At 61.4% G+C, this 24,001-nt stretch carries 25 protein-coding genes; 12 read left to right on the forward strand and 13 right to left on the reverse strand.

Going from position 1 to position 24,001, the window contains the following annotated elements; translation table 11 throughout:
- Positions 1–215: 215 nt before the first annotated feature.
- The gene (locus E0L37_RS07850; RefSeq protein ID WP_133491203.1) at positions 216–878 is read left to right on the forward strand and encodes a response regulator; all 663 of its coding nucleotides are present in this window, start codon (positions 216–218) and stop codon (positions 876–878) included.
- Positions 875–2,185, forward strand: coding sequence for an ATP-binding protein (locus E0L37_RS07855; protein WP_133491204.1), 1,311 nt, complete (start codon positions 875–877; stop codon positions 2,183–2,185). Before E0L37_RS07850 ends, E0L37_RS07855 begins: the two co-directional genes overlap by 4 nt.
- On the opposite strand, the gene E0L37_RS07860 is transcribed toward E0L37_RS07855, so the two are convergent.
- Both E0L37_RS07860 and E0L37_RS07865 read right to left on the reverse strand, forming a co-directional pair.
- Positions 2,151–2,684 (reverse strand): DUF4136 domain-containing protein, encoded by a 534-nt coding sequence (locus tag E0L37_RS07860; protein ID WP_133491205.1) that lies wholly within the window; start codon positions 2,682–2,684, stop codon positions 2,151–2,153. The two genes, E0L37_RS07855 and E0L37_RS07860, sit on opposite strands and share 35 nt — an antisense overlap.
- Before the next feature lie 47 nt (positions 2,685–2,731).
- On the reverse strand, positions 2,732–3,625 hold the full coding sequence (locus tag E0L37_RS07865) for a LysR family transcriptional regulator (protein ID WP_133491206.1): 894 nt from the start codon (positions 3,623–3,625) through the stop codon (positions 2,732–2,734).
- A gap of 97 nt (positions 3,626–3,722) precedes the next feature.
- Here E0L37_RS07865 and E0L37_RS07870 point away from each other — a divergent pair, with 97 nt between their 5' ends.
- From E0L37_RS07870 to E0L37_RS07880, 3 genes are read left to right on the forward strand one after another with little or no spacing between them, the layout of a single operon-like run.
- Positions 3,723–4,331, forward strand: coding sequence for an FMN-dependent NADH-azoreductase (locus tag E0L37_RS07870; protein WP_133491207.1), 609 nt, complete (start codon positions 3,723–3,725; stop codon positions 4,329–4,331).
- A gap of 48 nt (positions 4,332–4,379) precedes the next feature.
- Positions 4,380–5,384, forward strand: coding sequence for a glutathione S-transferase family protein (locus E0L37_RS07875; protein ID WP_133491208.1), 1,005 nt, complete (start codon positions 4,380–4,382; stop codon positions 5,382–5,384).
- A 50-nt stretch (positions 5,385–5,434) separates the two neighbouring features.
- Positions 5,435–6,289, forward strand: a complete 855-nt coding sequence (locus E0L37_RS07880; RefSeq protein ID WP_133491209.1) for a pirin family protein — start codon at positions 5,435–5,437, stop codon at positions 6,287–6,289.
- An 87-nt stretch (positions 6,290–6,376) separates the two neighbouring features.
- Here the strand turns inward: E0L37_RS07880 and E0L37_RS07885 are convergent, their stop codons facing one another.
- The 4 genes from E0L37_RS07885 to E0L37_RS07900 form a co-directional block, all read right to left on the reverse strand.
- Positions 6,377–6,691 carry a HigA family addiction module antitoxin gene (locus E0L37_RS07885; RefSeq protein WP_133491210.1) on the reverse strand — a complete coding sequence of 105 codons (315 nt, stop codon included), beginning with the start codon at positions 6,689–6,691 and terminating at the stop codon, positions 6,377–6,379.
- A gap of 22 nt (positions 6,692–6,713) precedes the next feature.
- Positions 6,714–6,998 carry a type II toxin-antitoxin system RelE/ParE family toxin gene (locus tag E0L37_RS07890; RefSeq protein WP_133491211.1) on the reverse strand — a complete coding sequence of 95 codons (285 nt, stop codon included), beginning with the start codon at positions 6,996–6,998 and terminating at the stop codon, positions 6,714–6,716.
- Positions 6,999–7,274: 276 nt separating this feature from the next.
- The gene (locus tag E0L37_RS07895) at positions 7,275–8,396 is read right to left on the reverse strand and encodes a PilT/PilU family type 4a pilus ATPase (protein ID WP_022997479.1); all 1,122 of its coding nucleotides are present in this window, start codon (positions 8,394–8,396) and stop codon (positions 7,275–7,277) included.
- A gap of 18 nt (positions 8,397–8,414) precedes the next feature.
- A complete protein-coding gene (locus tag E0L37_RS07900) occupies positions 8,415–9,449 on the reverse strand; it encodes a type IV pilus twitching motility protein PilT (RefSeq protein ID WP_133491212.1) in 1,035 nt (344 codons plus the stop codon).
- 118 nt (positions 9,450–9,567) lie between these two features.
- Here E0L37_RS07900 and E0L37_RS07905 point away from each other — a divergent pair, with 118 nt between their 5' ends.
- The 3 genes from E0L37_RS07905 (at position 9,568) to E0L37_RS07915 (ending at position 11,978) form a co-directional block, all read left to right on the forward strand.
- Positions 9,568–10,272, forward strand: coding sequence for a YggS family pyridoxal phosphate-dependent enzyme (locus E0L37_RS07905; RefSeq protein ID WP_133491213.1), 705 nt, complete (start codon positions 9,568–9,570; stop codon positions 10,270–10,272).
- A gap of 32 nt (positions 10,273–10,304) precedes the next feature.
- Positions 10,305–11,117 carry a pyrroline-5-carboxylate reductase gene (gene proC, locus E0L37_RS07910; protein ID WP_133491214.1) on the forward strand — a complete coding sequence of 271 codons (813 nt, stop codon included), beginning with the start codon at positions 10,305–10,307 and terminating at the stop codon, positions 11,115–11,117.
- A gap of 312 nt (positions 11,118–11,429) precedes the next feature.
- Positions 11,430–11,978: a YggT family protein gene (locus tag E0L37_RS07915; protein WP_022997221.1), complete on the forward strand. Its 549-nt coding sequence runs from the start codon at positions 11,430–11,432 to the stop codon at positions 11,976–11,978.
- 76 nt (positions 11,979–12,054) lie between these two features.
- On the opposite strand, the gene E0L37_RS07920 is transcribed toward E0L37_RS07915, so the two are convergent.
- Positions 12,055–12,978 (reverse strand): hydroxymethylglutaryl-CoA lyase, encoded by a 924-nt coding sequence (locus E0L37_RS07920; RefSeq protein ID WP_133491215.1) that lies wholly within the window; start codon positions 12,976–12,978, stop codon positions 12,055–12,057.
- A gap of 184 nt (positions 12,979–13,162) precedes the next feature.
- Here E0L37_RS07920 and E0L37_RS07925 point away from each other — a divergent pair, with 184 nt between their 5' ends.
- On the forward strand, positions 13,163–14,014 hold the full coding sequence (locus E0L37_RS07925) for a triacylglycerol lipase (protein WP_133491216.1): 852 nt from the start codon (positions 13,163–13,165) through the stop codon (positions 14,012–14,014).
- Between the two features lie 100 nt (positions 14,015–14,114).
- Positions 14,115–14,567, forward strand: coding sequence for an OsmC family protein (locus E0L37_RS07930; RefSeq protein WP_133491217.1), 453 nt, complete (start codon positions 14,115–14,117; stop codon positions 14,565–14,567).
- Positions 14,568–14,639: 72 nt separating this feature from the next.
- Here the strand turns inward: E0L37_RS07930 and E0L37_RS07935 are convergent, their stop codons facing one another.
- From E0L37_RS07935 to E0L37_RS07945, 3 genes are all read right to left on the reverse strand, one after another.
- Positions 14,640–15,800 (reverse strand): C4-dicarboxylate TRAP transporter substrate-binding protein, encoded by a 1,161-nt coding sequence (locus E0L37_RS07935; protein ID WP_133491218.1) that lies wholly within the window; start codon positions 15,798–15,800, stop codon positions 14,640–14,642.
- 30 nt (positions 15,801–15,830) lie between these two features.
- A complete protein-coding gene (locus E0L37_RS07940; protein WP_240687439.1) occupies positions 15,831–16,988 on the reverse strand; it encodes a C4-dicarboxylate TRAP transporter substrate-binding protein in 1,158 nt (385 codons plus the stop codon).
- A 125-nt stretch (positions 16,989–17,113) separates the two neighbouring features.
- Positions 17,114–17,785: a histidine phosphatase family protein gene (locus tag E0L37_RS07945; RefSeq protein WP_133491219.1), complete on the reverse strand. Its 672-nt coding sequence runs from the start codon at positions 17,783–17,785 to the stop codon at positions 17,114–17,116.
- Between the two features lie 328 nt (positions 17,786–18,113).
- Between E0L37_RS07945 and E0L37_RS07950 the strand changes: the two genes are divergently transcribed.
- The gene (locus E0L37_RS07950; protein ID WP_133491220.1) at positions 18,114–19,253 is read left to right on the forward strand and encodes an acyl-CoA dehydrogenase family protein; all 1,140 of its coding nucleotides are present in this window, start codon (positions 18,114–18,116) and stop codon (positions 19,251–19,253) included.
- Here the strand turns inward: E0L37_RS07950 and E0L37_RS07955 are convergent.
- From E0L37_RS07955 to E0L37_RS07965, 3 genes are all read right to left on the reverse strand, one after another.
- A complete protein-coding gene (locus tag E0L37_RS07955) occupies positions 19,225–19,833 on the reverse strand; it encodes a class GN sortase (protein WP_205655590.1) in 609 nt (202 codons plus the stop codon). The two genes, E0L37_RS07950 and E0L37_RS07955, sit on opposite strands and share 29 nt — an antisense overlap.
- On the reverse strand, positions 19,826–21,823 hold the full coding sequence (locus E0L37_RS07960; protein ID WP_133491221.1) for a marine proteobacterial sortase target protein: 1,998 nt from the start codon (positions 21,821–21,823) through the stop codon (positions 19,826–19,828). Before E0L37_RS07960 ends, E0L37_RS07955 begins: the two co-directional genes overlap by 8 nt.
- Positions 21,824–21,924: 101 nt before the next feature.
- Positions 21,925–22,587 (reverse strand): GntR family transcriptional regulator, encoded by a 663-nt coding sequence (locus E0L37_RS07965; protein WP_133491222.1) that lies wholly within the window; start codon positions 22,585–22,587, stop codon positions 21,925–21,927.
- A 132-nt stretch (positions 22,588–22,719) separates the two neighbouring features.
- On the opposite strand from E0L37_RS07965, the gene E0L37_RS07970 reads away from it, so the two are divergent.
- Entirely contained in the window at positions 22,720–23,868 is a 1,149-nt protein-coding gene (locus E0L37_RS07970; RefSeq protein WP_133491223.1) for an alkane 1-monooxygenase, read from the forward strand.
- The last annotated feature ends 133 nt before the right edge of the window (positions 23,869–24,001 follow it).

Below are 24,001 nucleotides of genomic sequence, written 5' to 3' on the forward strand. Positions count from 1 at the left end.
CCCGCCGCGGCTTTCGAACCGCAGTTGGGGATGTGCTCATTCGCTGCCAAGGCAGCTTCCCACAGCGGCTTCCTGGCCCCTCTGTGGGAAACTGCCTTGGCAGCGAATAGCCGTGTTGGCCAGCCCCTGTTAATGGTTGGCTAATGCGGCGGTGTTATTCTGGAGCACCCGGGACTGGAGGTCCTGGTGATTCGTTCGTTGGAGTCTGCTAGACAATGCACGTACTACTGGTGGAGGACGACGCCCTGTTGGGTGACGGTGTGAGCGCCGGCCTTGAAGCCCACGGCTTTACCGTGGCGTGGGTGACCCGCGCGGCGGAAGCGGATCAGGCGCTGACCAGCTGTCATTTCGATGTGGTGGTGTTGGACCTGGGGCTGCCGGATGAGGACGGTCTGGTATTGCTGCGTCGCTGGCGGCGCCGTCAGCGGGACGAGCCGGTGCTGGTGCTCACCGCCCGGGACCGGGTTGCCCACAGAGTCGATGGTCTCGATGCCGGCGCTGATGATTATCTGGTCAAACCTTTTGATCTCGATGAACTGGTGGCGCGCCTGCGGGCCTTGCTGCGCCGCGCCCAGGGCCGTGCCGTGCCGTGGATCGAATATGGCCGCCTGCGGTTCGATCCGGGGCAGCAGCGAGTCTGGCTGGATCAGCAACCGGTTTCACTGGCCCGCCGTGAACGGGCGCTGCTTCAAGCGTTGCTGCAAAGCCGGGGGAGGTTGCTGACCGTGGACGAGCTTACCGACCGTGTGTACGGCTGGACCGGTGGTGTCGAGAGCAACGCCCTGGCGGTGCACATTCACAACCTGCGTCGCAAGTTGGGGGACGGTCTGATCGAGACGGTGCGTGGCGAAGGCTACCGATTGGGGAGCCCGCCATGATTCGTGCACGAAGCCTGCGTGCGCGCCTGCTTTGGGCTCTGGGGTTGGGGCTGTCGCTGTTATGGCTGCCCCTGGCGATTTGGCTGCATGGTGAAACCCGGGACCGGCTGTCGGATATGCTCGACCATCGCCTGGCGTCCTCGGCGCGGATGGTGGTGTCGCTGATCACCGCCAGCGGCGCGACGCCGAATCAGGCCGTGGACCGCCCGGATGACATGCCCTTCCAGGGCATCGCCTGCGAAGTCAGCATGCTGCGCGGCGAGATTCTGGCGCGCAGTGCCGGGGCGCCGCCGGGGGAGTTGGTGTTGCCGGAGGACGGTTTCGGCGAGCGCTGGCTGGATGGTGAGGCCTGGCGGATTTATACCGTCACCGAGGGTGATCTGCGGGTGGCTTCCGCCGAGCGCGTTAGCGGCCGGACCCGTTTCCTGCATCGTATGGCGGTGATGCTGATAGTGACGCTGGTGGCCGGGCTGTTGGCCAGCCTGGCGCTGGTTTGGTGGGCGGTGGGGCGGGCGCTCAAGCCGGTGTCCTCGCTGCGTAAGCAATTGATGACGCGAGACCTGGAGGATGCCCGGCCGCTGACACTGGCCCCGGGAGCCGGTGAACTGGCGCCGATGGTGGCGTCAATGAATCATTGGCTGGCGCAAAGTGGCCGCGCGCTGACCCGGGAGCGGGAACTGACCGATAACCTGGCTCATGAGCTGCGCACGCCGTTGGCGGCGATTCGCACTCAGCTCCAGGTGGCGCGGATTACTTCCGGAGAACAGGCGGAGCGGGCGCTGGCGGCGGCGGAGCAGGCCACCGTGAGGCTGGGAGGAAGCCTGGAGCAATTATTGGCGCTGGCGCGTGAAGACCGCGTCCCCGGCGAGGCGCCGCCCTGCCCGTCCCTGGCCGAAGTGGCGGCCGGTGTATTGGAGGAGTTTCCTGGCCAGGGTGCCCGGCGGGAGCTGGCGCAGGGCGGTCAATCGGCGCCGCTGGCACCGGAAGGACTGGTTCGGATCGCCGTACGCAATGTGCTGGATAACGCGCTGCGCCACAGCCCCCGGCAGGGCGTGATCAGCATCGGGTTCGAGGAGCAGGAGGGCCTGTGCTGGCTGACGGTTGCTGACCAGGGGCCCGGTATTCCCGAGGCGCGGCAACGGCGTGCTCTGGATCGGGGTTGGCATGGCCATGACGGCGGCCATGGCTTGGGATTGGCCATTGTCGCCAGCATCATGACCCGTACCGGAGGGCGGCTGCGGCTGGAGAACCGTCCGTCGGGCGGGCTGCGGGTCAGTTTGGGGTGGCCGCCGGCGGATAGCGATTGAACATTTCCCGCACCATGGTCTCGATGCGCTCCGCCCGCCGTTCCGTGGCCATCTCGAAATAGAGAGTATCGCGGCTGGTACCTTGCCAGACCACCTGCTTGTCGCCGCGGTCCACCAGGGCGATCCGCAGGCGGTATTCCTGGTTGGTTTGTCCTTCCACCGGTGTCGTGGTGGACAGACCGTAGCGATCACGCCAGAAACCGAAGCCAAACTGCACGGAACTGCCCTGGAAGCGGTCCACCGGAACGAAGCGGTAGCGCACCAGCAGATCGGCGTTGCTCTCGTCAGCGGGTTGCAGCGGGCCGTTGGCCAGTGCCGCGCGCACCGCCTTTTGTACGCGCTGGCCGTCCAGGCTCAGCGCTTCCTGATCTTCCTTCGGAGGGTCGAAGGCATAACTGCGGTATTGGCTGAAATTGGTCTGCGCGCGCTGGTCGATGACCACGGGCGCGACACACCCGGTGAGCAGGAGGGCAAGGATCAGAGCAACGGTACTACGCATGGGAACGCCTCCAGAGTGAATCCAGCTTCAGTATAGACTGGGTATGATTAGTGGTCAGCGTCGAAGTTCAGACAACTGGCTTTCAGGCTTTCACCGAGGAATCGCGCGGCGCGGCCGGCGTATTGCCCGTCCGCGTAGACCAGGTACAGGTCTCCGTAACGTTCCCCTCCCTCCTTGAGCGGCAGAGGTTTGAGGCTGCCAGTTTCGAGATCGTCTTCCACCTCGGTTTCCGGCGCCCAGGCGAACCCCAGCCCGCGCAGCAGAGCCTCCCTCCGGCTACCGCCGTAGGAGAAGGTCCAGCGTTGCTCAGCGCCGAGCCAGCCGGAATCCAGGCGGCGCTTGCCGGAATCCCGGATCACCAGCTGGCGGTGCGCGCGCAGATCTTCCAGGCTCAGTTCGCCCTTTTGGTGCAACGGATGATCCGGAGCGGCCACGGCAATGAAGCGCACCCGCATCAGATGATCGCCCATGAATCCCGGCGGTACCCGGCCGGTAACCACCACGTCCGCTTCATGCCGAAGCAGGGCTTCATCGGAACCGGACAGCACGGTTTCCTGGAACTCCACCCGGGTCAGCGGGCTCTCCTCGGCCAGCGAGACCAGAGCGCAAAGCGCTTGCTGACGGGGAAACAGAGCGTCCGCGGCCAGACGCACCAGCGGTTCCCAGCCGTGGCTGGACTGGATCGCCGAGTGTTCGATGCGACCGGCTTCTTCCAGCAGCAGTTTGGCCTGGCGGTACAGCATGTCGCCGGTTTCGGTGAGTTTGGCCCGCCGCCCCTCCAGGGTGAAGGCGCGAACACCCAGTTCGGTCTCGATTTTCTGTACGGCATAGCTGATCGCCGACTGGCTCTTGCCCAGTGCCTCGGCGGCGGCGGCATAACCGCCTTCGTCCACGACCGCGATCAGTGCTTGCCATTGGTCCAGGGAGATTTTGGTCGACATATCAGATATTTCGAAGATATTGCTCGAATAGTTGCTGTTTTATATCGGATCAGACGAAAAGACAATGGTGTCATTCGATCATTACGGAGCAGCAGCCATGACCCGGATTCTTTACCTGCAAAGCAGCATCTTTGGCGACCAGGGCCAGTCCAGCCAGATGGCCGCGGCCTTCATCGAGTCCTACCAGGCTCGGCACCCTGGCACCGAAGTGGTGGTGCGTGACCTGACCAATGACGGCGTGCCACACCTGGACCTGGAACGGGCCGGCGCACTGCGCGGGTTCAGCGACAGCCTGAATGACGATCAGAAAGCGGTCCTGGCGTTTTCCGACGTCCTGGTGGAAGAGCTGCGCGCCGCGGATCTGGTGGTCCTGGGCCTGCCTATGTACAACTTCGGCGTGCCTACCCAGTTCAAAGCCTGGTTTGACCACATCGCCCGAGCCGGAGTGACCTTCCGCTATACCGCCAACGGTGCGGAAGGGCTGGTGGCCGACCGGCCGGTGCGGGTGTTCGCCTCCCACGGTGGTTTTCATGTGGGCCAGCCCCATGAAACCAGCACCACCTTCGTCAAAGCGATTTTCAATTTCATCGGCATTCAGGACGTGCGGTTCATCCATGCCGAGGGCTTGAACATCAGTGAGGATGTGAAGCGGGAAGCCCTGGAAAAGGCGCGAGTGGAAACCGAAGCGGCGCTGGCGGCCCTGTAAGCCACCGCGATCGGCTGACGCAATAACCGGCAAAGTCAGGAGAGCACCATGGGATTATTGGTGGACGGTAAATGGCAGGATAAGTGGTACGACACCGACAGTACCGGTGGCCGCTTCAAGCGGTCGGAAAGCCAATTCCGCAACTGGGTAACCGCCGATGGCGAGGCCGGGCCCAGTGGCGAGGGTGGCTTCAAGGCGGAAAGCGGGCGCTATCACCTGTACGTTTCCCATGCCTGCCCCTGGGCTCACCGGACCTTGGTAATGCGGGCCTGGAAAGGACTGGAAGAACACATCAGTGTTTCCGTGGTACACCCGCTGATGCGGGAAAACGGCTGGGAGCTGGGTACGGATTTCGACGGCGCCACGGGCGATCCGCTGTACCGTCTGAGCAAGCTGTACGAGCTGTATTTGAAAGCCGATCCGCACTACACCGGCCGAGTCACGGTGCCGGTGCTGTGGGACAAACAGCGTGAGACCATCGTCAGTAATGAGTCGGCGGAAATCATCCGCATGCTCACCCAGGCCTTTGACGGTTTGGGTGCGCGGGCCGGTGACTATTACCCGGAGTCGTTGCGCGCGGAGATCGATGCCATCAATGACACCGTCTACAACCGCGTCAATAACGGCGTCTACAAGGCCGGTTTCGCCACCAGTCAGGCGGCCTATGACGAGGCCGTGGTGTCACTGTTCGACACCCTGGATGAATTGGAGCAACGGCTGAACCAACAGTGGTATCTGGTGGGTAATACACTCACCGAAGCGGATTTGCGGCTGTGGACCACGCTGGTGCGTTTCGATGCGGTGTACGTCACCCACTTCAAATGCGACCGGCGCCGTATCAGCGACTACCCGAATTTAAGCGGGCTGCTGCGTGAACTGTATCAGCTACCTGGTGTGGCGGAGACCGTGCACATGGATCACATCCGTCACCATTATTTCCGCAGTCACCCGACGGTGAACCCCAACGGGATCATTTCGATCGGGCCGGAACTGGACTTCACTGCGCCGCATCAGCGTGAACGGCTGGGCGAGAGGGAAATACGTGGCGTCTGATCCCGGGCATCATGAACAGGCTCTACAGCCCCGAGGGGCGAGGAGGAAACATGAAAGACAGACAAGTGCTGCATACCATCCGGGCTTTGGAAACCTCCGATGGCGCCGGCGTGCGGCTCAAGCGCGCCCTGGGTCAAAACCCGGCGGTGCGTCTGGATCCGTTCCTGATGCTGGATGCGTTCTCCTCTGATAACCCGGACGACTATATTGCCGGTTTTCCGCCCCACCCTCATCGGGGATTCGAGACCGTCACCTACCTGATGGAAGGCCACATGCGCCACCGCGATCACCTGGGTAACGAGGGCGATCTGCAACAGGGCGGTGTGCAGTGGATGACCGCCGGGCGCGGCATCATCCACGAGGAAATGCCGCAGCAGGAAGACGGTTTGCTGCGCGGTTTCCAGTTGTGGATCAATCTGCCGGCGGCGGAAAAAATGAAACCCGCCGGCTATCGCGATATTCATGATCGCGAAATACCCCGGCTGGATCTGCCGACGGGCGGACAGATCAAGGCGATTGCCGGGAAACTGGGCCTTGCCGGTGAGTCGCTCACCGCGCCGGTGCACGGCGGCAGTACCGATCCGCTCTACCTGGATGTGATCTTGCGTCCCGGCGAGAGCGTCACGGTACCGCTGACGCCGGGCTACAACGCCTTCCTGTATCTGTTCGAAGGCGCGGTGACGGTGGCGGAAGACGCGGTGCCGGTGGATCACGTCGCGGTGCTTACCAACGGTGACCAGGTCTCTCTGGTGGCCGGGCGGGACGGCGCCCGCTTGTTGCTGCTGGCGGGCCGGCCGCTGGGCGAACCGGTGGCCCAATACGGCCCTTTTGTGATGAACACGCAGGAGGAGCTGGAGCAGGCCCTGCAGGATTATCGCAACGGGACTCTCACCGAACCGGTCTGAGGCCGATACCCCAAGCCCCGCTTCGGCGGGGCTTCTCTGCTTGATTCTTCATAGCCCGCCGTTCATGGCGTCTGCCCTTGTGGCGCATCAGGCCGCACTCAAGGGTTTGATCCGCGCCACGTCCTTGCCAATGGCTTTGGCGGCGTCCCATAAATCCACCGCGCGCTGGGCGTTGAGCCAGAACTCCGGTGAGTTGCCGAACAAGCGCGCCAGCCGCAGCGCCATTTCCGGGCTCAGTGCGCGCCGCTCCCGCAGCAGCTCATTGATGGACTGACGGGACACGCCCACCGCCGTGGCCAGGCGGGTCACGGTGAGCTGGTAATCGGGCATGAAATCCTCGCGCAGCATCTCGCCAGGATGGGTGGGACGGCGTTTCAGACCCGACAGACTTTCCGGCGTCATGAGATTTCCCCTGACTCGTTGATCAATCGTGATAATCACAAACCTCCACCTCGAACGCATCACCATCACGGAAGCGGAAACAAATACGCCATTGATCGTTGATGCGTATGGCGTGTTGCCCCTGGCGATTGCCTTTGAGGGCATGCAACCGGTTGCCCGCTGGTACCGCCAGATCCAAAAGCGTGCTGGCGAAGTGGATATAATCCAGCTTCCGCACGGCCCGCCGGGCGATATCCGGAGGCAGACCCGGGCCCCGGCCTTGTTTGAACAATGTCCGGGTTCGTTTATCGGCGAAGGTCAGAATCATTTGTAGCGTGTCACGTGATGGATGTCAATAATGGAAAGGGCAGCACCACGAGGATGTCATGAAGAGTCCGGGCTGGCTGTCAGCCCAGGCTGAGATAAAAGTAGGAAGAACGCGGCTGTCGCACAATTCGCTGGCACGCAACACGCAGGCACGCCCAGCACTCCCACAGAACTACGGAGTCCATCACTGTGGAAGCGGCTCACGAGCCGCGATAGGCGTGGTAGCGTGTCGCGTGTAAGCGTGCCAGCGAAGATGGTGCCGCCGAGGCAGGAAAAATCAGTCCGAGTCCTCAATGCTCAGGCCACGGGTGGCGTGGTCCAGGCTGGAGGCATCGGTTTCATTGGCGAGCTTGATCATCAGACGCAGGTCGTTGGGGGAGTCGGCGTGGGCAATCGCGTCCTCGTAAGTGATTTCGCCGGCGTCATAAAGATCATAGAGGGCCTGATCGAAAGTCTGCATGCCCTGCTCCCGGGACTTACCCATCAGCGCCTTGAGCAAATGCACTTCACCTTTACGGATGTGGTCCGCCACCAGTGGCGTGTTCAGCAGCACCTCAATGGCGGCGCGGCGGCCCTTGCCGTCCGGAGTCGGGATCAGTTGCTGGGCGACGATGCCGCGCAGGTTCAGGGAGAGGTCCATCCATAGCTGTCGGTGACGGTCGGCCGGGAAGAAGTGAATGATCCGGTCCAGAGCCTGGTTGGCGTTGTTGGCGTGCAGGGTGGCCAGACACAGGTGGCCGGTTTCGGCGAAGGCGATGGCGTAATCCATCACTTCGCGGCTGCGGATCTCACCGATCAGAATCACGTCCGGCGCCTGTCGCAGCGTGTTCTTGAGGGCGATCTCGAAACTGTCCGTATCCAGGCCCACCTCCCGTTGCGTGACAATGCAGCCCTGGTGCTGGTGGATGAACTCGATCGGATCCTCGATGGAGATGATGTGGCCTTTGGAATTGCGGTTGCGGTGCCCGATCATCGACGCCAGCGAGGTGGATTTCCCGGTGCCGGTGGCGCCAACGAAGATCACCAGGCCGCGCTTGGTCATCGCCAGGTCCTTGATGATCGGCGGCAGCCGCAGTTCGTCCGCATCGGGGATCTTGGTCTCGATGCGCCGCAATACCATGCCCACCAGATTGCGTTGGTAGAAGGCGGAAACGCGGAAGCGGCCGATGCCCCGGGAGGACAGGGCGAAATTGCATTCGTGTTGGTCGACGAATTCCTTGCGCTGTTTTTCCGACATCACACCGAACACCAGATCCCGGGTCATGTCCGGGGTCAGGGCGTTGCGGGTGACCGGCACGACTTTGCCGTGGACTTTCATGCTGGGCGGGACGCCGGCGGTGATGAACAGGTCCGAACCGCCTTTTTGCACCATCAGTTTAAGCAGGTCTTCAAATTCCATGGGCGCTTACCGCTGTGTTCAGATTGAGTCCGGGCTCTTGGCTTTTTCCCGGGCCACCTCGCGGGCTACCAGGCCCCGCTGCACCAGCCCTTGCAGACATTGATCCAGGGTCTGCATGCCCACCGAGGCGCCGGTCTGGATCGCCGAATACATTTGCGCCACCTTGTCCTCGCGAATCAGGTTGCGAATCGCCGGGGTGCCGATCATGATTTCGTGGGCCGCTACCCGGCCGCCGCCGTTTTTCTTCATCAACGTTTGCGATACCACCGCCTGCAGGGACTCGGAGAGCATGGAACGGACCATGGCTTTCTCCTCGGCGGGAAACACATCCACCACCCGGTCGATGGTCTTGGCGGCACTGGTGGTGTGCAGGGTGCCGAACACCAGGTGGCCGGTTTCGGCGGCGGTCAGCGCCAGCCGGATGGTCTCCAGGTCCCGCATCTCCCCCACCAGAATGATGTCCGGGTCCTCCCGCAGTGCCGAGCGCAGAGCTTCGGCGAAGCCGTGGGTGTCCCGGTGCACTTCCCGCTGGTTGACCAGGCATTTCTTGGATTCATGGACGAATTCAATCGGGTCCTCGATGGTGAGGATGTGCTCGTGGCGAGTGTTATTGATGTAGTCCATTATCGCCGCCAGCGTGGTGGATTTACCGGAGCCGGTGGGGCCGGTAACCAACACGATGCCCCGTGGCAGCGAGGCGATGTTCTGGAATACCTTGCCCATGCCCAGTTCCTCCATGCTCAGCACCTTGGAGGGAATGGTCCGGAATACGGCGCCGGCACCCCGGTTCTGATTGAAGGCGTTGACCCGGAAACGAGCCACGCTGGGCACATCGAAGGAGAAGTCGGTTTCCAGGAACTCCTCGTAGTCCTTGCGCTGCTTGTCGTTCATGATCTCGTAGATCAGCGAGTGCACCTCCTTGTGCTCCATGGGTGGCAGATTGATACGGCGCACATCGCCGTCCACCCGAATCATCGGCGGCAGGCCGGCGGACAGGTGCAGATCCGAAGCGCCGTTCTTGGCGCTGAAGGCGAGCAATTCGGTGATATCCATGGGTTGCTTATATAGTGTTGTGTAATTCGTCCCGGCCGCCCCCCGAAAACCCGATGACCGAGACACTCAGTAAAAAGTATCAGCCATAAACTAACCTCTGGATGCCCACCGTTCAATCATGAAGCACAGTGAAACACCATATACCTCGATTCGCGCACGAATTGACGACGCTTGCCGCCGATCCGGAAGGGATCCCGCGCGGGTGACCCTGCTGGCGGTCAGCAAGACACGATCGGCCGGGGACGTGGCCGCGCTGGCGGATCAGGGCCAGCGCGACTTTGGCGAGAACTATCTGCGGGAAGCGCTGGACAAGATCCGGGCACTGGCGGATAGGCGGCTGACCTGGCATTTCATCGGACCGATCCAGTCCAACAAGACCCGTGACATCGCTGCCCATTTTCAGTGGGTGCACTCCGTGGACCGGGCCCGGATCGCCGAACGCCTGAATGCTCAGCGTCCCGAAGGGCTGGCGCCATTGAATGTTTGCATTCAGGTGAATGTGGATGAGGAAGACAGCAAAAGCGGCGTGGCATTGGTGGACGTCCCCGCCCTCGCCGCCCGTTTCCAGCAATGGCCGCGCCTGCGCTTGCGCGGCCTGATGGCGATTCCCCAGGCGGACGCCGCCGATGGTGGCCGGGATGCCTTTCGTCGACTCGCCATGACACTGTCACAATTGCGCAATACAATGCCGGCCCTTGATACGCTTTCCATGGGCATGAGCGCGGACTATCCGGTGGCGATCGATGAAGGCGCCACCATCGTGCGCCTGGGCACCGCCCTGTTCGGTCCGCGCCCGCCCAAGGCGAGTAATCCCGCGGTATGACCACGGCGGGATCTGAACATGGGAAGGAACGCATGGCACAACAGCTAATCGGATTCATCGGCGCCGGCAATATGGCCACCAGCCTGGCCGGAGGTATGATCGCCAAGGGCATTCGCCCCGCCCGTATTTGGATGAGCGACCCCTCCCGGGATCGGCTCGACGAAGTGTCCCAGCAGCACCGTGTCCACGTGGCCACGGAGAACCTGGAAGTGGCCCAGCGAGTGGATGCCCTGGTGCTGTCGGTGAAGCCGCAGATGATGGCATCGGTATGCGCTGATTTGCGTTCGGTGGTGGCGGAACGGCGACCACTGGTGATTTCCATCGCCGCGGGTGTCACGGTGGCGAACCTGCGTGCCTGGCTCGGTGAGGAAGTGCCCATCGTGCGCTGCATGCCGAATACGCCGGCACTGGTGCAGGCCGGGGCCACCGGTCTGTATGCCGCCGAGGGCGTGGATGACGGCCAGAAAGCCCTGGCTGCCCAGGTATTGGGGGCGGTGGGCCTTACCTTCTGGTTTGATAACGAACAGGCGCTGGACGCGGTGACCGCCGTTTCCGGTTCCGGTCCGGCCTATTTCTTCCTGTTGATGGAAGCGCTGATCGACGCCGCCAAGGCCCAGGGCCTGGATGCCGCCACCGCTCGCCAATTGGTGCTGCAGACCGCCTGGGGCGCGTCGCAACTGGCGATCACCAGCGAGGTGGGCCCGGATGTGCTGCGCCAGCGCGTCACCAGCCCTGGCGGCACCACCGCCGCCGCCCTGGAAGTCTTCGAGGAAGCCGGCTTCCGTGAGCACGTCCAGGCCGCCGTCGCCGCCGCCCGCGAACGCTCCGAAGAGCTGGCTGGGTAAATCACGACCGAAGCATGCTTCGCAGCGTGATTTACGACTGGCCATGGATGGCTGTGGGAAGCTTGCTTGCAAGCGAAGGGTCCGCTCAGGCGTTTGCAATATTCGCTTGCAAGCAAGCTTCCCACAGCGGCTAAAGATCAGCTGTTTTTATTTTTCCGCTGTCAACTGCCCTCGTGGGCGTTTCCTGCAACGGCGACCCGCCCTCGATCTCGGGTGCCGGCTCCTTCCAATCACCCTCCCCCACCGATCCGGTTTGAATTCACGCCGATTTGCCCCAATACTCTTTCGCCAAATGACACCGCCGGAGAGCCTATGAACCCCCAGGGTGCCGCGATCTTCCTGATCAATGTGGCGTTCAGTATTTACATTTTCATTGTTCTGACCCGCTTTGTACTGCAACTGGCCCGGGCCGACTTCTACAACCCGATTTCCCAGTTCGTGCTGCGCGCCACCAACCCCCTGCTGGCGCCGCTGCGTCGGATCATCCCCGGTTGGCGGGGGTTGGACATTGCCTCGCTGGTGTTGGTGGTGATCCTGATCATCGCCAAGGTGTTGGTGCTCAGTGCCATCCATTACGGCTCCCTGCCCTCCGGTCTGGGGCCGCAACTCTTGATCTACACCCTGCGCGAGCTGGCGTCGCTGATCCTCAACTATGTGTTCTGGATGGTGTTGATCCGGGTAATCCTGAGCTGGATCGCGCCGGATCCGTACAATCCGATGGTGCGGGTCATCGTGCAGATCACCGAGCCGATCATGGCCCCGGCGCGGCGCCTGCTGCCGGATATGGGGGGGCTGGATTTAAGTCCGCTGATCGTGTTGCTCGGGGTGCAACTGCTGAAGATCCTGTTCCAGCTTCACTAGACGTTTTTGGTGTTTTCGGGGCCAATCTCCTCATTTTCGGTGAGAATGGCGGACATTGGCCCCTCAATCCAGAAGATTACCAAAGACAGGGCGTTTTGCCGCGCTTCTCCTGTGAGGCCATCCACTCCAGAATTCGCCCGCCCAGCGGCCGCTGGGTCGCTTCCGCCGCCAGCGCCACCACTTCGCGCAGGCCCTGGATGTCGATGCCGGTTTTCAGGCCACAGCTTTCGAGTAAATAAACCAGATCCTCGGTGGCCATATTGCCGGTGGCGCCTGGCGCGAACGGACAGCCGCCGAGGCCGCCCACCGAGGCGTCGAAGCGGCGCACACCCAGGTCCGCCGCCTCCCAGGCCATGGCCGCCGCCAGCCCGCGAGTGTCGTGTAAATGGACAAAGAACTTGTTGGCACCGTATTCACGGATCAGCGGCGTCATGATGTCCTTCATCTGCTTCGGGTTGCCGGCGCCGATGGTGTCGGCGATGGCGACCTCATCGCTGCCGGCGGCGAACATGCGCCCGGTCAGCTGTTGTGGCAGGCTGACCGGCACCGGGCCGTCGTAAGGGCAAGCGAAAGCGCCGGAAATGTAGGTCCGGGTGACCACGCCGTCCTCGCGGGCGGCGGCGATGATGCTCTCGCAGCTGGCGGCGGCCTGTTCCAGGGTCATGTTCAGATTGCGCTGGTTGAAGGTGTCGGTGGTGGACAGCACCAGGGCAACGGTGCGGTAACCGGCATCCCGGGCCAGTTGATAGCCTTTCAAATTGGGCACAAGGGCAGTGTAGTGCAGCCCTTCGCCGGCCGGTAACCGGGGGGTCAGCGCGGCGGCGTCGGCCATCTGCGGGATCGCTTTCGGGCTGACGAAGCTGACCGGCTCAAGATAGCGGACACCGGCATCCACCAGCAGGCGGGCCAATCGCGCCTTGGTGTCGGTATCCACGGTGACGGGCTGATTCTGCAGGCCATCACGCAGGCCCACTTCGTTGACTATAACGGTGTCGCTCATATTGTTCTCGTTCGTGCTCTTCCCGAAAAGGTCAGCCAGTTTGCCATGACACCCCCGGTGCGGTCATGTCAATGACCGTCGGCGGTACGCGGGTGCCAGTACCGCGTTGAGCCGGGCGCCGGGGGCGCGTAGTTTTCCGGAACGGCCCGGTGCCAAGAGTGCCGGTTATAAAGGAGAACCCCCTATGTCCTGGATTTTCTGCTTGCTGCTGGCTCTGTTGCTTGTCCCTGGGGCCCTGACGCTGGTGTTCTATCTGCTTTGGTACTATGACCGGCGTGCTTTCCCCTCTCCCACGCCAGCGGACCGGGAAGCCGCATTGCATCCCCTGCCCGCTTTACTGGCGGTGGCGCGGGAGGCCCTCAGTCTGACCATACTGGTACTGAGTTATCCACTGCGGCTGGTCCAGGACGCGTCGCCGCGTCGCTCCCGTCAGCAGGGGCGGAAACCGATTATTCTGGTGCACGGGTATGGCGGCAACAGTACCAATTTTCTCTGGCTGCAATGGTGGTTGCGCCGTCGTGGCTGGGCCAATGTGTATTCGGTGAGTTATACCCCACCCCACATTAATGCGCGCAAACTGGCCCAACAAGTGGCGGATCACGTGAACCGCATCCTGGCCCTGACCGGAGCGGAGAAAGCCGACCTGGTATGCCATTCCATGGGCGGCCCCCTGGCCCGCTATGCGCTCAAGAATCTGGGGCTGGCCGGTAAGGTCGATCGGGTCATCACCCTGGGTAGCCCCCATCACGGATCGCGCATCTCGGCACTGTTCGCGCCCCGTGGCGCCGCCGCCCAGATGCGCTATGACAGTCCTTTCATCAAGGAGCTGGAAGAAGGCGGAGCCTGCCCCGGAGGGGCGCTCTACCAGGTGATCTACTCCACCATGGACAACTTTATTCTGCCCGCCTCCAGTGCCTTGCTGGACGGCGCCGAGCGCACCGTGCATGTGCCCTATCTCGGCCATTGCGCCCTGCTCCACAGTCGCCGGGTAGCGCGGGCGGTGGCCGAAGGGTTACAGGGTGAGAACGAGGGGTAACGTTTTCGCGGCGGGTATTGACCTTGATCACTTGCCACGAAGCGTGCCCGGGGGCATGGTTGAAGAGGAGCTTGTTCAGAGGGCCGAAGGGAGAATTGCCATGACCGAGTACACCGCCAGCGTCGCCTGGCATCTGCCGCCGGGCGCGGATTTCCAGTATGAGACTTTTCCACGCGACCATGAATGGACGTTCGCCGGGGGCGAGGTGATCCAGGCGTCGGCGTCGCCGGATTACCATGGTTGTCATAGCCGGGTGAATCCGGACGAGGCGGTGATCGCCGCCACCTCCAGTTGCCACATGCTGACCTTTCTCTCCATCGCCGCCAAGAAAAAGCTGCGAGTGCTCAGCTATGTGGACCGGCCTCAGGGCGTGGTGGACAAGAACGCGGAAGGACGTATGTCCATTACCGAGGTAGTGCTGCATCCGAAAGTGGTTTTCGACGGCGATGAGGTGGATGAAGAGACGTTGAGGAGGCTTCATGAGAGTGCGCACCGTAACTGCTTCGTGGCCAATTCGTTAAAAGCATCAGTGAGCGTAAAACCAGAAAAGTAGTCGTTTTCTTTAAGTAAAAAGGCCGGCTTTGATGCCGGCCTTTTTACTGTTTTCGATGTGCTGACAACACGTCTAGTTCATACCGTAAGTACCTACATCCACCTTGGAAAAGATCTCGTCCCAGTACAGTTTTTCCAGCTCTTCGACACTATCGACATCCTCTACCAGGTCGACCCAGCGAACCAGAATTTCATGGAATGAATCGAGCATCTCCTTGCCGCGTTCAACGCCGTGATTCTTGGCGTAATAGTTGACGATGGTATCCATGTCGGCTTTGACGAACTCGCGGGTGGCCTCCATCAGGGCTGGGTCCGGATCGTGCTGTTTGATTCCTTCCTTGTCCGCCAGCGCCATGGCCTCCGCTTTTTGTTCCAGTGAAGCCCAGGGTGACAGGGCGGTGGTGGCGGCGCCGGCGCGGAGTACGGCGCGGCGTTGCTCCTCGGTGAGCCCCTGCCAGACGTCCTGATTGAAACCGGCGGCGCTGGCGCCCGCGTACAGACCGCCAGGGATAGCCAGGGTCATGTCGGTGACCACTTCGCCGAGGCCGAGATTGATGAGTTCCACCGGGGAGGTGATGCTGCAGTCGATCACGCCCTGGCTGAGTCCTTCCAGGGTTTCGTTGATGGTGAGGGAAACCGAGGAGGCGCCGAAATGCTGGGCCCAGCGGGACCAGTGAGAGCCGGCGACGCGGATGCGTTTGCCTTTCAGTTGGTCTTGATTGGTCACCGGGGTGGTGCATAAAAGGCCGTAACTGATGCTGGTGGCATTGGCGGTATAAACCTGATTCTGCTTTTCGTATTCCTCCAGACACTCGGGGCAGTGGAACAGAGTGAACTCCGACATGGCCGCTTCGAAAGCCAGCGCTTCCTTGCCATTCAGGGTTTCCGGATCCAGCAACAGAAGTTGCATGGCGGATTCGTTGACCAGATTGGTATGCGGATACATGGCGGGGAAGTACACGGTGTACATGACGCCGATATCGGCGATGCCGTCACGCACACCGTCGGAAATTTCCGCGGCGCTCAGCAATGACATCGGATACACCTTCACCGACAGACTGCCGTCGGTATATTGCTTTACCGTCTCCGCGTACTTCTGCATGACTTCGTCGGCTTTTGAACCCGGCGGGTAGCCCAGTGCCAATCTCAATGTGTCCGCGGCGCTAGCCTGGCCGAAACCGACCAGGAACATGGCCACGAGAAAAGCACGGGTGACACTTTTTGTTATCGCCATAATCAGTCACCTTTTCTCTGTGTTATCGGTTTACTTCATTCCGTAGCTGGATACATCCACTTTGGAGAAAACCTCGTCCCAGTACAGCGCTTCCAGATCGTCGAGACTGTCCACATCCTGAACCAGGCCGACCCATTTTTTGAGAAGATCATGGAAGGTATCGAGCATTTCCTCACCGCGTTCGACGCCATGATTTTTAGCGTAGTAGTCGATGATGGTGTTGAGATCCTGCTTAATGAACTCACGGCTGGCCTCAAACAGTTCCGGTGATGCCTGGTGCAGTTCGGCGCCTTTTTCCTCGGTCTTCTTCAGAGCTTCCTTTTCAAGTTGCAGGTAGCTCCAGGGTGTTTCGGCGGTGTAACGGGCACCGGCGCGGAGAATAGCCTGTCGTTGTTTCTCATTGAGTTTGCGCCAGACATCAACATTGAAACTGCCGGCATTGGCACCAGCATAGACGCCACCAGGAACGCTCATGGTGATATCGCTGACGGCCTCGATCAGTCCCAGGTTGATCAACTCCGGCGCTGATGCGATGGTGCAGTCAATCACGCCTTGGTGCAGCGCTTCGAGCGTATCGTTGATGGTCAGTGACATGGAGGTGGCGCCGAAATGTTCGGACCAGCGGGACCAGTGGGAGCCGGCTACGCGAAGACGTTTGCCTTTGAGTTGTTCCTGATTGGTGACCGGTTTGTTGCACAGCAAACCATAACTGGAGCTGGCGGCGTTGGCGGTATAAACCTGTTTTTGCTGTTCGTACTCTTCAAGGCATTCGGGGCAGTTGAAGAAAGTGAATTCCGTCATGGCGCCTTCATAGGCCAGGGCGCCTTTACCATTCAGCGCTTTCTCGTCGAACAGCAACAGCTGCATGGAGGATTCGTTGACCAGATTGGTATGCGGATACATGGCGGGAAAGTACACCGTCAGCAAATAGCCGCCGTCGGCGATACCATCACGGACACCATCGGAAGTTTCTGAAGCATTGAGAAGAGACAGCGCGAAGACGCGTAACTTCAGATCACCATCGGAATATTTTTCCACCGCTTTGGCGTAATTTTCCGCTGCCTTGGCGGGCAGGGACCCCGGAGGATAGCCGGTGGCATAACGCAAGGTGGTGGCGTGGGCGCCGGCCATGCCGGCGAGCAGAATCCCTATTAAGACCGGACGTAGAACGACAAGCAAAAAGTGCATGGACGACCTCCCAAAAAAGGTGAGTAACCCACCATAAAAGGCGAGTCTGGCCGTCCTTACCCTATCGACAAAGCCATAACCGGTTATCGTCTGTTACGACGATTTGCCGGGAGGGGCTCGAGCCGTCAAACGAAGGTAATGGCGTCGCGCCGATCAGGGCGATCCAGGTGGGGCAGGGCATTGAACGTGGAAAGGCGCCATTCGGAACGACCAACGATAATTTCGCAGAATGCGCTGTTGCGGAACTGGAAATTCAACTCGATGGCGGAACGCGGCGCGGTCTGTAACAGGCCGGCTATGGTGGTGCCGATGACACCGCCGGAACTGACCGCCAGAACATTGTCTTCCCGGGACAAACCCGTGCACAGACCACCCAACGCCTGGTGGATGCGGCCGCCGAAATCCGCCCAGCTCTCGTGCTCTCCGATAAGGGTGCCGTCCACCCAGCCTTGATAAGCACCACGGAACGTCCGCCAGTAATCCACCGCGTCCCGTTTTTGGTGGCCGGCCACATCAGCGCTGCCAGTATGGCTGACATAAAGCGCGTGACCATCGTACTCGTCCAGGCCGGGATGGGTGTCCAGAGGAGGAGGGTTTTCGGTGGCGGCGAGCAGGCTCTTGGCGGTGTCCTGTTGCCGCATCAACCCGCCGGCCAGGGCTCGCTTGAAAGTGACCCCCCGTTCACGGAAATACTCACCAAGCCAGCGTGCCTGCTGGTGACCGAGCTTGGAAAGCTGATCGTAATTGTCTTCGCCGAAGGCCGCTTGGCCGTGGCGTACCAGAAACAGTTTGGCCATGAACGCTCCGTCCTGCCGATTCGGGAAACGGCAGATGATCCATGGCGGTGACGGCGCTGTCCACCCGTGCCCAGTGACAATCGGCGGAATGGACGAGGCGGGGGCACGCCGGGAAGGCAGAGGATAGGTAAAAAATGTCGCTTGGGCGGCAACCGCCAGGGCTTCGGGTTGACGTTACGTCAAGTGTTATCCTGAAGAATCACACCTTAGAATAGGGCGCTTTCCGGCAAACCGGTATGTCCTTTGCGGTATCCGGATGGTTCGGGTACCCGTTACGGGGCCGGGAAGGTCCCGTTTTCAAATGGCCAGGTTACAAAACAGGTGAGTCATGCTTGACCAAAACGAAATTGAGCTGTTCCGCGATAATGTCCGCAAGTTCCTCGAGAAGGAAGTCGCGCCACACTATGACCAGTGGGAGAAAGAAGAGAAATTCCCCCGCGAATTGTGGAATCAATTGGGTGAAAACGGGTTTCTGTGTGTCGACGTGCCGGAGGCCTACGGCGGCTTTGGCGCCGATTTCCGGCTTTCCGCGGTGATCGTGGAAGAGGCCTCCCGTTTGGGGTTCGGCGCTCTGGCGTCCAACCTGTCCGTGCACTCCGACATCGTTGCGCCCTATATCCTGCACCTGGGCACGGAGGAGCAGAAACAGAGCTGGTTGCCGAAGATGGTGGCCGGGGAGGCAGTGGGCTCCATTGGCATGACCGAGCCCGGTGCCGGTTCCGATCTGCAAGGCATGAAAACCCGCGCGGAAAAAGACGGCGATCACTATGTGATCAATGGCCAGAAGACCTTCATTACCAATGGCCAGCACAGCGACGTTATCGTCCTGGCCACCAAAACCGATCCCGATGCCGGCGCCAAGGGCGTGACCCTGTTTACCGTGGACGCCACGACGGCGGGTTTCTCCCGTGGCCGCAATCTGGAAAAGATGGGTCATCACGCGGCGGACACCTCGGAGTTGTTCTTCCAGGATGTCCGCGTCGGCGCCGACCAGATCCTGGGCGGAGAAGGCAAGGGTTTCTTCAACCTGATGAACGAGCTGCCCCGTGAGCGCTTGATTCTGGCGCTGAGCGCGGTGGCCGCGTGCGAAGGCATGCTGGAGCGGACCATCGAGTACGTCCAGGAGCGTCAGGCGTTCGGGCAGTCCGTGGCCAAATTCCAGAACACCCGCTTCGTGCTCGCCAACCTGCACGCCATGGTTGAGGTCAACAAGGCCTTCACCAGCCAGTGCATTGATCAGTATGGCCGGGGTGAGCTGAGCACCACCAACGCCTCCATCGCCAAACTGATGACCACCGAGCTGCAGGGCAAAGTGGCGGACCAGTGCCTGCAGTTGTTCGGCGGTTACGGTTACATGAAGGAGTATCCGATTTCCCGGGACTATGTGGATGCCCGTATTCAGCGCATCTACGGCGGTACCAGCGAGATCATGAAGGAAATCATTGCCCGGGATATCCTCGGCCGCTAAGTGTTTCCGCGTTGGCCACGGATTCCGTGCTGGCCACCGTTCTCATGCTGACCACATAGCGCAGCGGCCCTCCCGCTGCGCTGGCGTCGAAGGGATAGCAGGTGACCAGGACCAGCGCCCGCGGGTCCGCCGGCGGTTGCAGGGTGTCCCGTCGGATGTCGGCCACTTCGGTGGCGGTCACCCGGTAACGGAACCAGTGCCCATCCGCCTTCTGCAAGCTCAGCCGGTGGTCTTTTGCCAGTCCTTCCAGAAAGCGGAAGTGGGTGTCCCGGTGTCCGGCCACCACCCAGCCGCCATCGCCGGTCGCCATGCGGCCGGGACCGAACGCCAGGGCCTGGCCGCTGGCGCTTTCCAGGACATACAAATCCCTGCCGTTGTGATCGGTCAGCCGCGCCACCGGCCAGGTGTCCGCCCAGGGCCAGGGGGGATGGTGACCACCGTCGGCCAGGGTCTGTTCCCAGGCCCGGGCGATCAGAACCTGGGCGACCCAGGCCTTGGCCTCGATCCAGGTCGCCTTGCCGACCACCAGCACCAGAAAGACCAGCACTGCTCCGAGCAACCCACGTTCGCCCCTAGTCACGGCGGTGTCTCCGGCGGAACACCAGGATCAGAAGCAGGCCGGTGAGGGCGAGTACCGCGGCGTGTCGCCAGAGCCGGTCGACACCGGTGGCGGTAGCGGGCCAGGCCAGACCATCGGGAAGGGTGTTGGCAAGGTCCTCCCGGATCAACGGCTCGTCCAGCGGGCGGGAAGGGATGCGCTCGATGGCAACGAAGCTGGTGTAGCGGCTCATCAGCGAGTGCTCCAGTGCCACGTCGGTGAGCAGTGGACGGATCACTTCTTCCGATTCGCCCAGCGCCAGCCGGTCATTCAGTGCCTCGATCTTGTTGCGGGCCCAGAGGCGGGCGATGCCGGGGTGTTGCCGTCCTTCGGGCAGTTGCAGGGTCTGTTCCCACGGCGTGGGCGTGAGGCCGGTCAGTGTCAGGTACTCGGGAACGCGATTCAGCTTCAGCGTCAGCAGCAGCGGCTCACTGGCGTACAAGTCAGGAATGCGGCGCGGCCAGATTTCCGCCTCCACGCCAGGTGGCAGGGTCAGCTGTACATCGCGGATCACCGGATTCTCCAACTTCTCGAACAGGGCGGTCATGGTTTTCGACACTTCCTGCAGGTTGCCGATGTAGGTGAAGGTGCCACGGCCGAACTGCGCTGCCTTGCGCATGAAATGACTGTTGGGGCTGGAGCCGATGCCGACGGTGAACAGACGGGCCGAGCCCAGGCGCCGATGAATCAGGCTGAAGATGCCGTCCTCGTTGGTCACCGCGCCGTCGGTGATGAACATTACCTGGCGCAGGTATTCGGTATCAGTGGGCATGGTCAGCGCGGTATTCAGAGCGGGCAGCATTTCGGTGCCGCCGCTGGCTTCCAGTCCGGCGACAAAGCGGCGTGCTTGCTGCAAGTGCGCCTCGTCGGCGGGCATTGGGGCTTCGAACAGGGCGTGATGGACGCTGTTGAATTCGATCACATTGAAGCGGTCACCAGGCCGCAGGTGCGCCAGCGCTTCCAGCAGACTGGCGCGGGCCTGGCGGATGGAGGCGCCGCTCATGGAGCCGGAGGTATCGATAATGAACAGCGTCTCCCGGGGCAGGGCGCGGGTGGCGGCGGGTCGCGAGGGCGGGGTCAGCATCACCAGCGCGTAGTGTTCGCCATTCACCGTCTCCACGAACAGGCTGCCGCGGCTTTGTTCGGCGTTGGCGATGCGCCAGTGCAGCAGGAAATCCCGGTCCATGGGCACCAGGCCTTCGCTGGGATGGAGCTGATAGACGCCACGGGCGCCGCTCACGTCCAAATCATGACTGCCGCTGTCCGGCGGCAGGATCGATTGGCCGGCATCAAGCTCCACCTGCACACGCGCCATATTGGGGCTGGCACCGCTATCCGGGGACTGGAAGGGGCCGGAAAGGCTCTCGCCGCCTTCCGGTTGGTAACGCGGCGTCAGCGTCATCGGCACCCGTAGCCGGAAGTCATTGCCCCGCACATCCACGGTCTGGCTGTAGTGCAAGGTGACTTCGACGCGTTCGCCGGGAGCGATATGGGCCACGGAAGTGGTGAACAGGTTGCTGTGACGTTGCTCCACCAGCCCGGCGCGATGGCCGTCCCTCCTGGCCTGCTGGTAACGGCGTTTGGCCTCCTGCTTGGGCTGGATCTCACCGACGATGCGGCGCTCTCCCACCGTCAGGGTCATGCCGGTGACCGCCGCCTGCTCCGGCAGCGGGAACACGTAACGCCCCTCGCTGAAGAGCGCGCCCTCATTCTGGAACGACTGCACCAGGGTGATCTGGGCGACCGGGCCGCTGATATCAATATTCACATCGGAGGATAGCAGGGTGGCCGGCACCTCCCGGCCCTGGTCATCGAACATCAGGAAGACGCCGCTACCGGGCTCCGCCGGGGTGTCCCGGGGCAGGGCGTGGGCGGTGGCGGACAACAGCAGCGCGGCCAGGCAAAACAAGGCCCAGGGCAGGGTGTTTCGGGGTGCGGCACCGGGCCGCGTGGCAAGCAGGCGAATGGTCATGTCGGTTCCCCTCGCAGGTTAGGTCGGGGGGAGCATGGACGGCCTGAATGGGACTCTTATGTGGGTTTTGTGTGGAAGCGGTGGGGAGAGCTCGTTCCGTGTCAAAACTTCCGCTTTGCCACGGCCCGCAGCACGATCCGGCATTGGTTCTCGCCATACTCGCGAATGTCCGCGGCGGCTTTCTCGGGATCCCGCGCCAGCACGTTTTCCAACAGGCGCTGGAAAATGCGAAGGGACACATCGAACTCGGTGGTTTCCTCCTGCAGCGCAATGAAGGAAAACCGCTTCAACAAGGGCATCAGGTCGGTGATGTCCGCCGCCAGGTAGCGGTTGGCGGCGAAACGATCGGTGGCGATCTCGACGAACCGGAAGGCCAGTTGGTGGCCGCCCTGGACATCGCCCTGGTCATAACAGCGCTGGAAGTCCGGCAGCATGGCGGCGAGGTCCTCGATCTGGCCGGGCTGCCAGTTGCTGGCAGCTTGCGCCGCAAGCCGTGAAAGCAGCAGAAACAGGAAATCATAAAGGTCGCGAACCTCGCTTTCGCTGACCTCGCAAACCCGCGCGCCACGGCGCGGCTGCAGTTCGATCAAATGTTGCTTTTCCAAGAGTCTGAAAGCCTCCCGGAGTGAGTTGGTGCTCACTTCCATCTGTTTGGCCAACTCCGATTCCGGCAGCTTCTCTCCGGGTTTGCGCTCGCCGCGGACAATCTGCTCGGCCAGATGATCGGCAATCTGCTCGCTGAGGCTCACGGCTCTCAAGGTCATAAAGGGCTCCTTTTGATGAGAGCAATTATCGCCATTATCGGCGCATGTGTCACTAATTGAATTGTTTGACAATTGAGTTAATCGTGATAACGTTGCCATCGAAGACTGTTACCGTCACTAGCGAGGCCGATCATGTTCGCCAAAATGTCGTCCGACACCATGTTGAAAATAAAAAAGTGGGGCTATCTCCTGTTCTGGGCCGCGGTGCTGCCGCTGTTGCCGTTCAGCGTCTATGTGGGACGTGATTCCGGCACCCAGGACTATTGGGCCTGGTTCATCTATTTCGTTGTCTTCGGCATCGTGCCGTTGCTCGACTATCTCATCGGCAAGGATCCGTCCAACCCGGACGAGCAGGTCCAGGTGCCGTCCCTGAGCGAGGAGCGCATCTATACGTTCTTCCTGTTTCTGATGGGCTTTATCTGGCTGGGCGTGCTGTTCTATGCCGGCCATGTGTTCATCAGTAACGACTACAGCTGGTTCGGCAAGTTGGGCTGGATTGTGTCCATTGGCACAGTGGGCGGCATCATCGCCATTAACCTGGGCCATGAATTCGTCCATAAGGATCCCAAACTGGAGAACTGGATGGGCGGGCTGCTGCTGTCCTCCGTGACCTACGCCGGCTTCAAGGTGGAGCACGTGCGCGGCCACCATGTCCATGTTTCCACCCCGCAGGATGCCTCCTCATCCCAGTACAATCAGGGGCTGTACAGTTTTCTCCCGCGTGCCATCAAGCACAACTTCCTCAATGCCTGGAAGCTGGAAAAGCAATATCTGGAGCGCAAGGGTAAAAAGAACTTCAGCATCCATAATGAACTGATTTGGTGGTACGGCATCTCCGCGTTGTTCGCGGTGGCGTTCGGAATCGCATTTGGCTGGCAGGGCGTGTTGTTCTTCGCCGCGCAGAGCTTCGTGGCCGCGGTGACCCTGGAAATTATCAACTACGTCGAACACTACGGTCTGCACCGTCGATTGCAGGACAGCGGCCGCTATGAGCGGGTAACCCCGGCGCATAGCTGGAACTCCAACTACCTGCTGACCAATCTGGCGCTGTTTCAGTTGCAACGCCACAGCGACCACCATGCCTACGCCAAGCGGCGCTATCAGGTCCTGCGCCACTATGAGGAAAGCCCGCAACTGCCCGGTGGATACGCCGCCATGTATGTGCTGGCGTTGTTCCCGCCGCTGTGGAAAAAGGTCATGAATCCCCGCGTCGAGGCTTACTATGAAGGGGAAATGGATCAATTGTTCCGCAATGCGCGCCGCGTGAACAACATCGCCTGAATCCCCGCTGATGACACGAAGCCCGGCCTTGCCGGGCCCATTTCCTGGTTCCCTTCAGGACCCCGGGCCGTATCGACTGCGGTACCCGGGGTTTTTTTATGGTTCACCGCCCATGGTAAACCGCCCCGCGGAT

The sequence above is a fragment of the Alcanivorax sp. 24 genome (assembly GCF_004360225.1).
Taxonomy (GTDB): Bacteria; Pseudomonadota; Gammaproteobacteria; order Pseudomonadales; family Alcanivoracaceae; genus Alloalcanivorax; species Alloalcanivorax xiamenensis.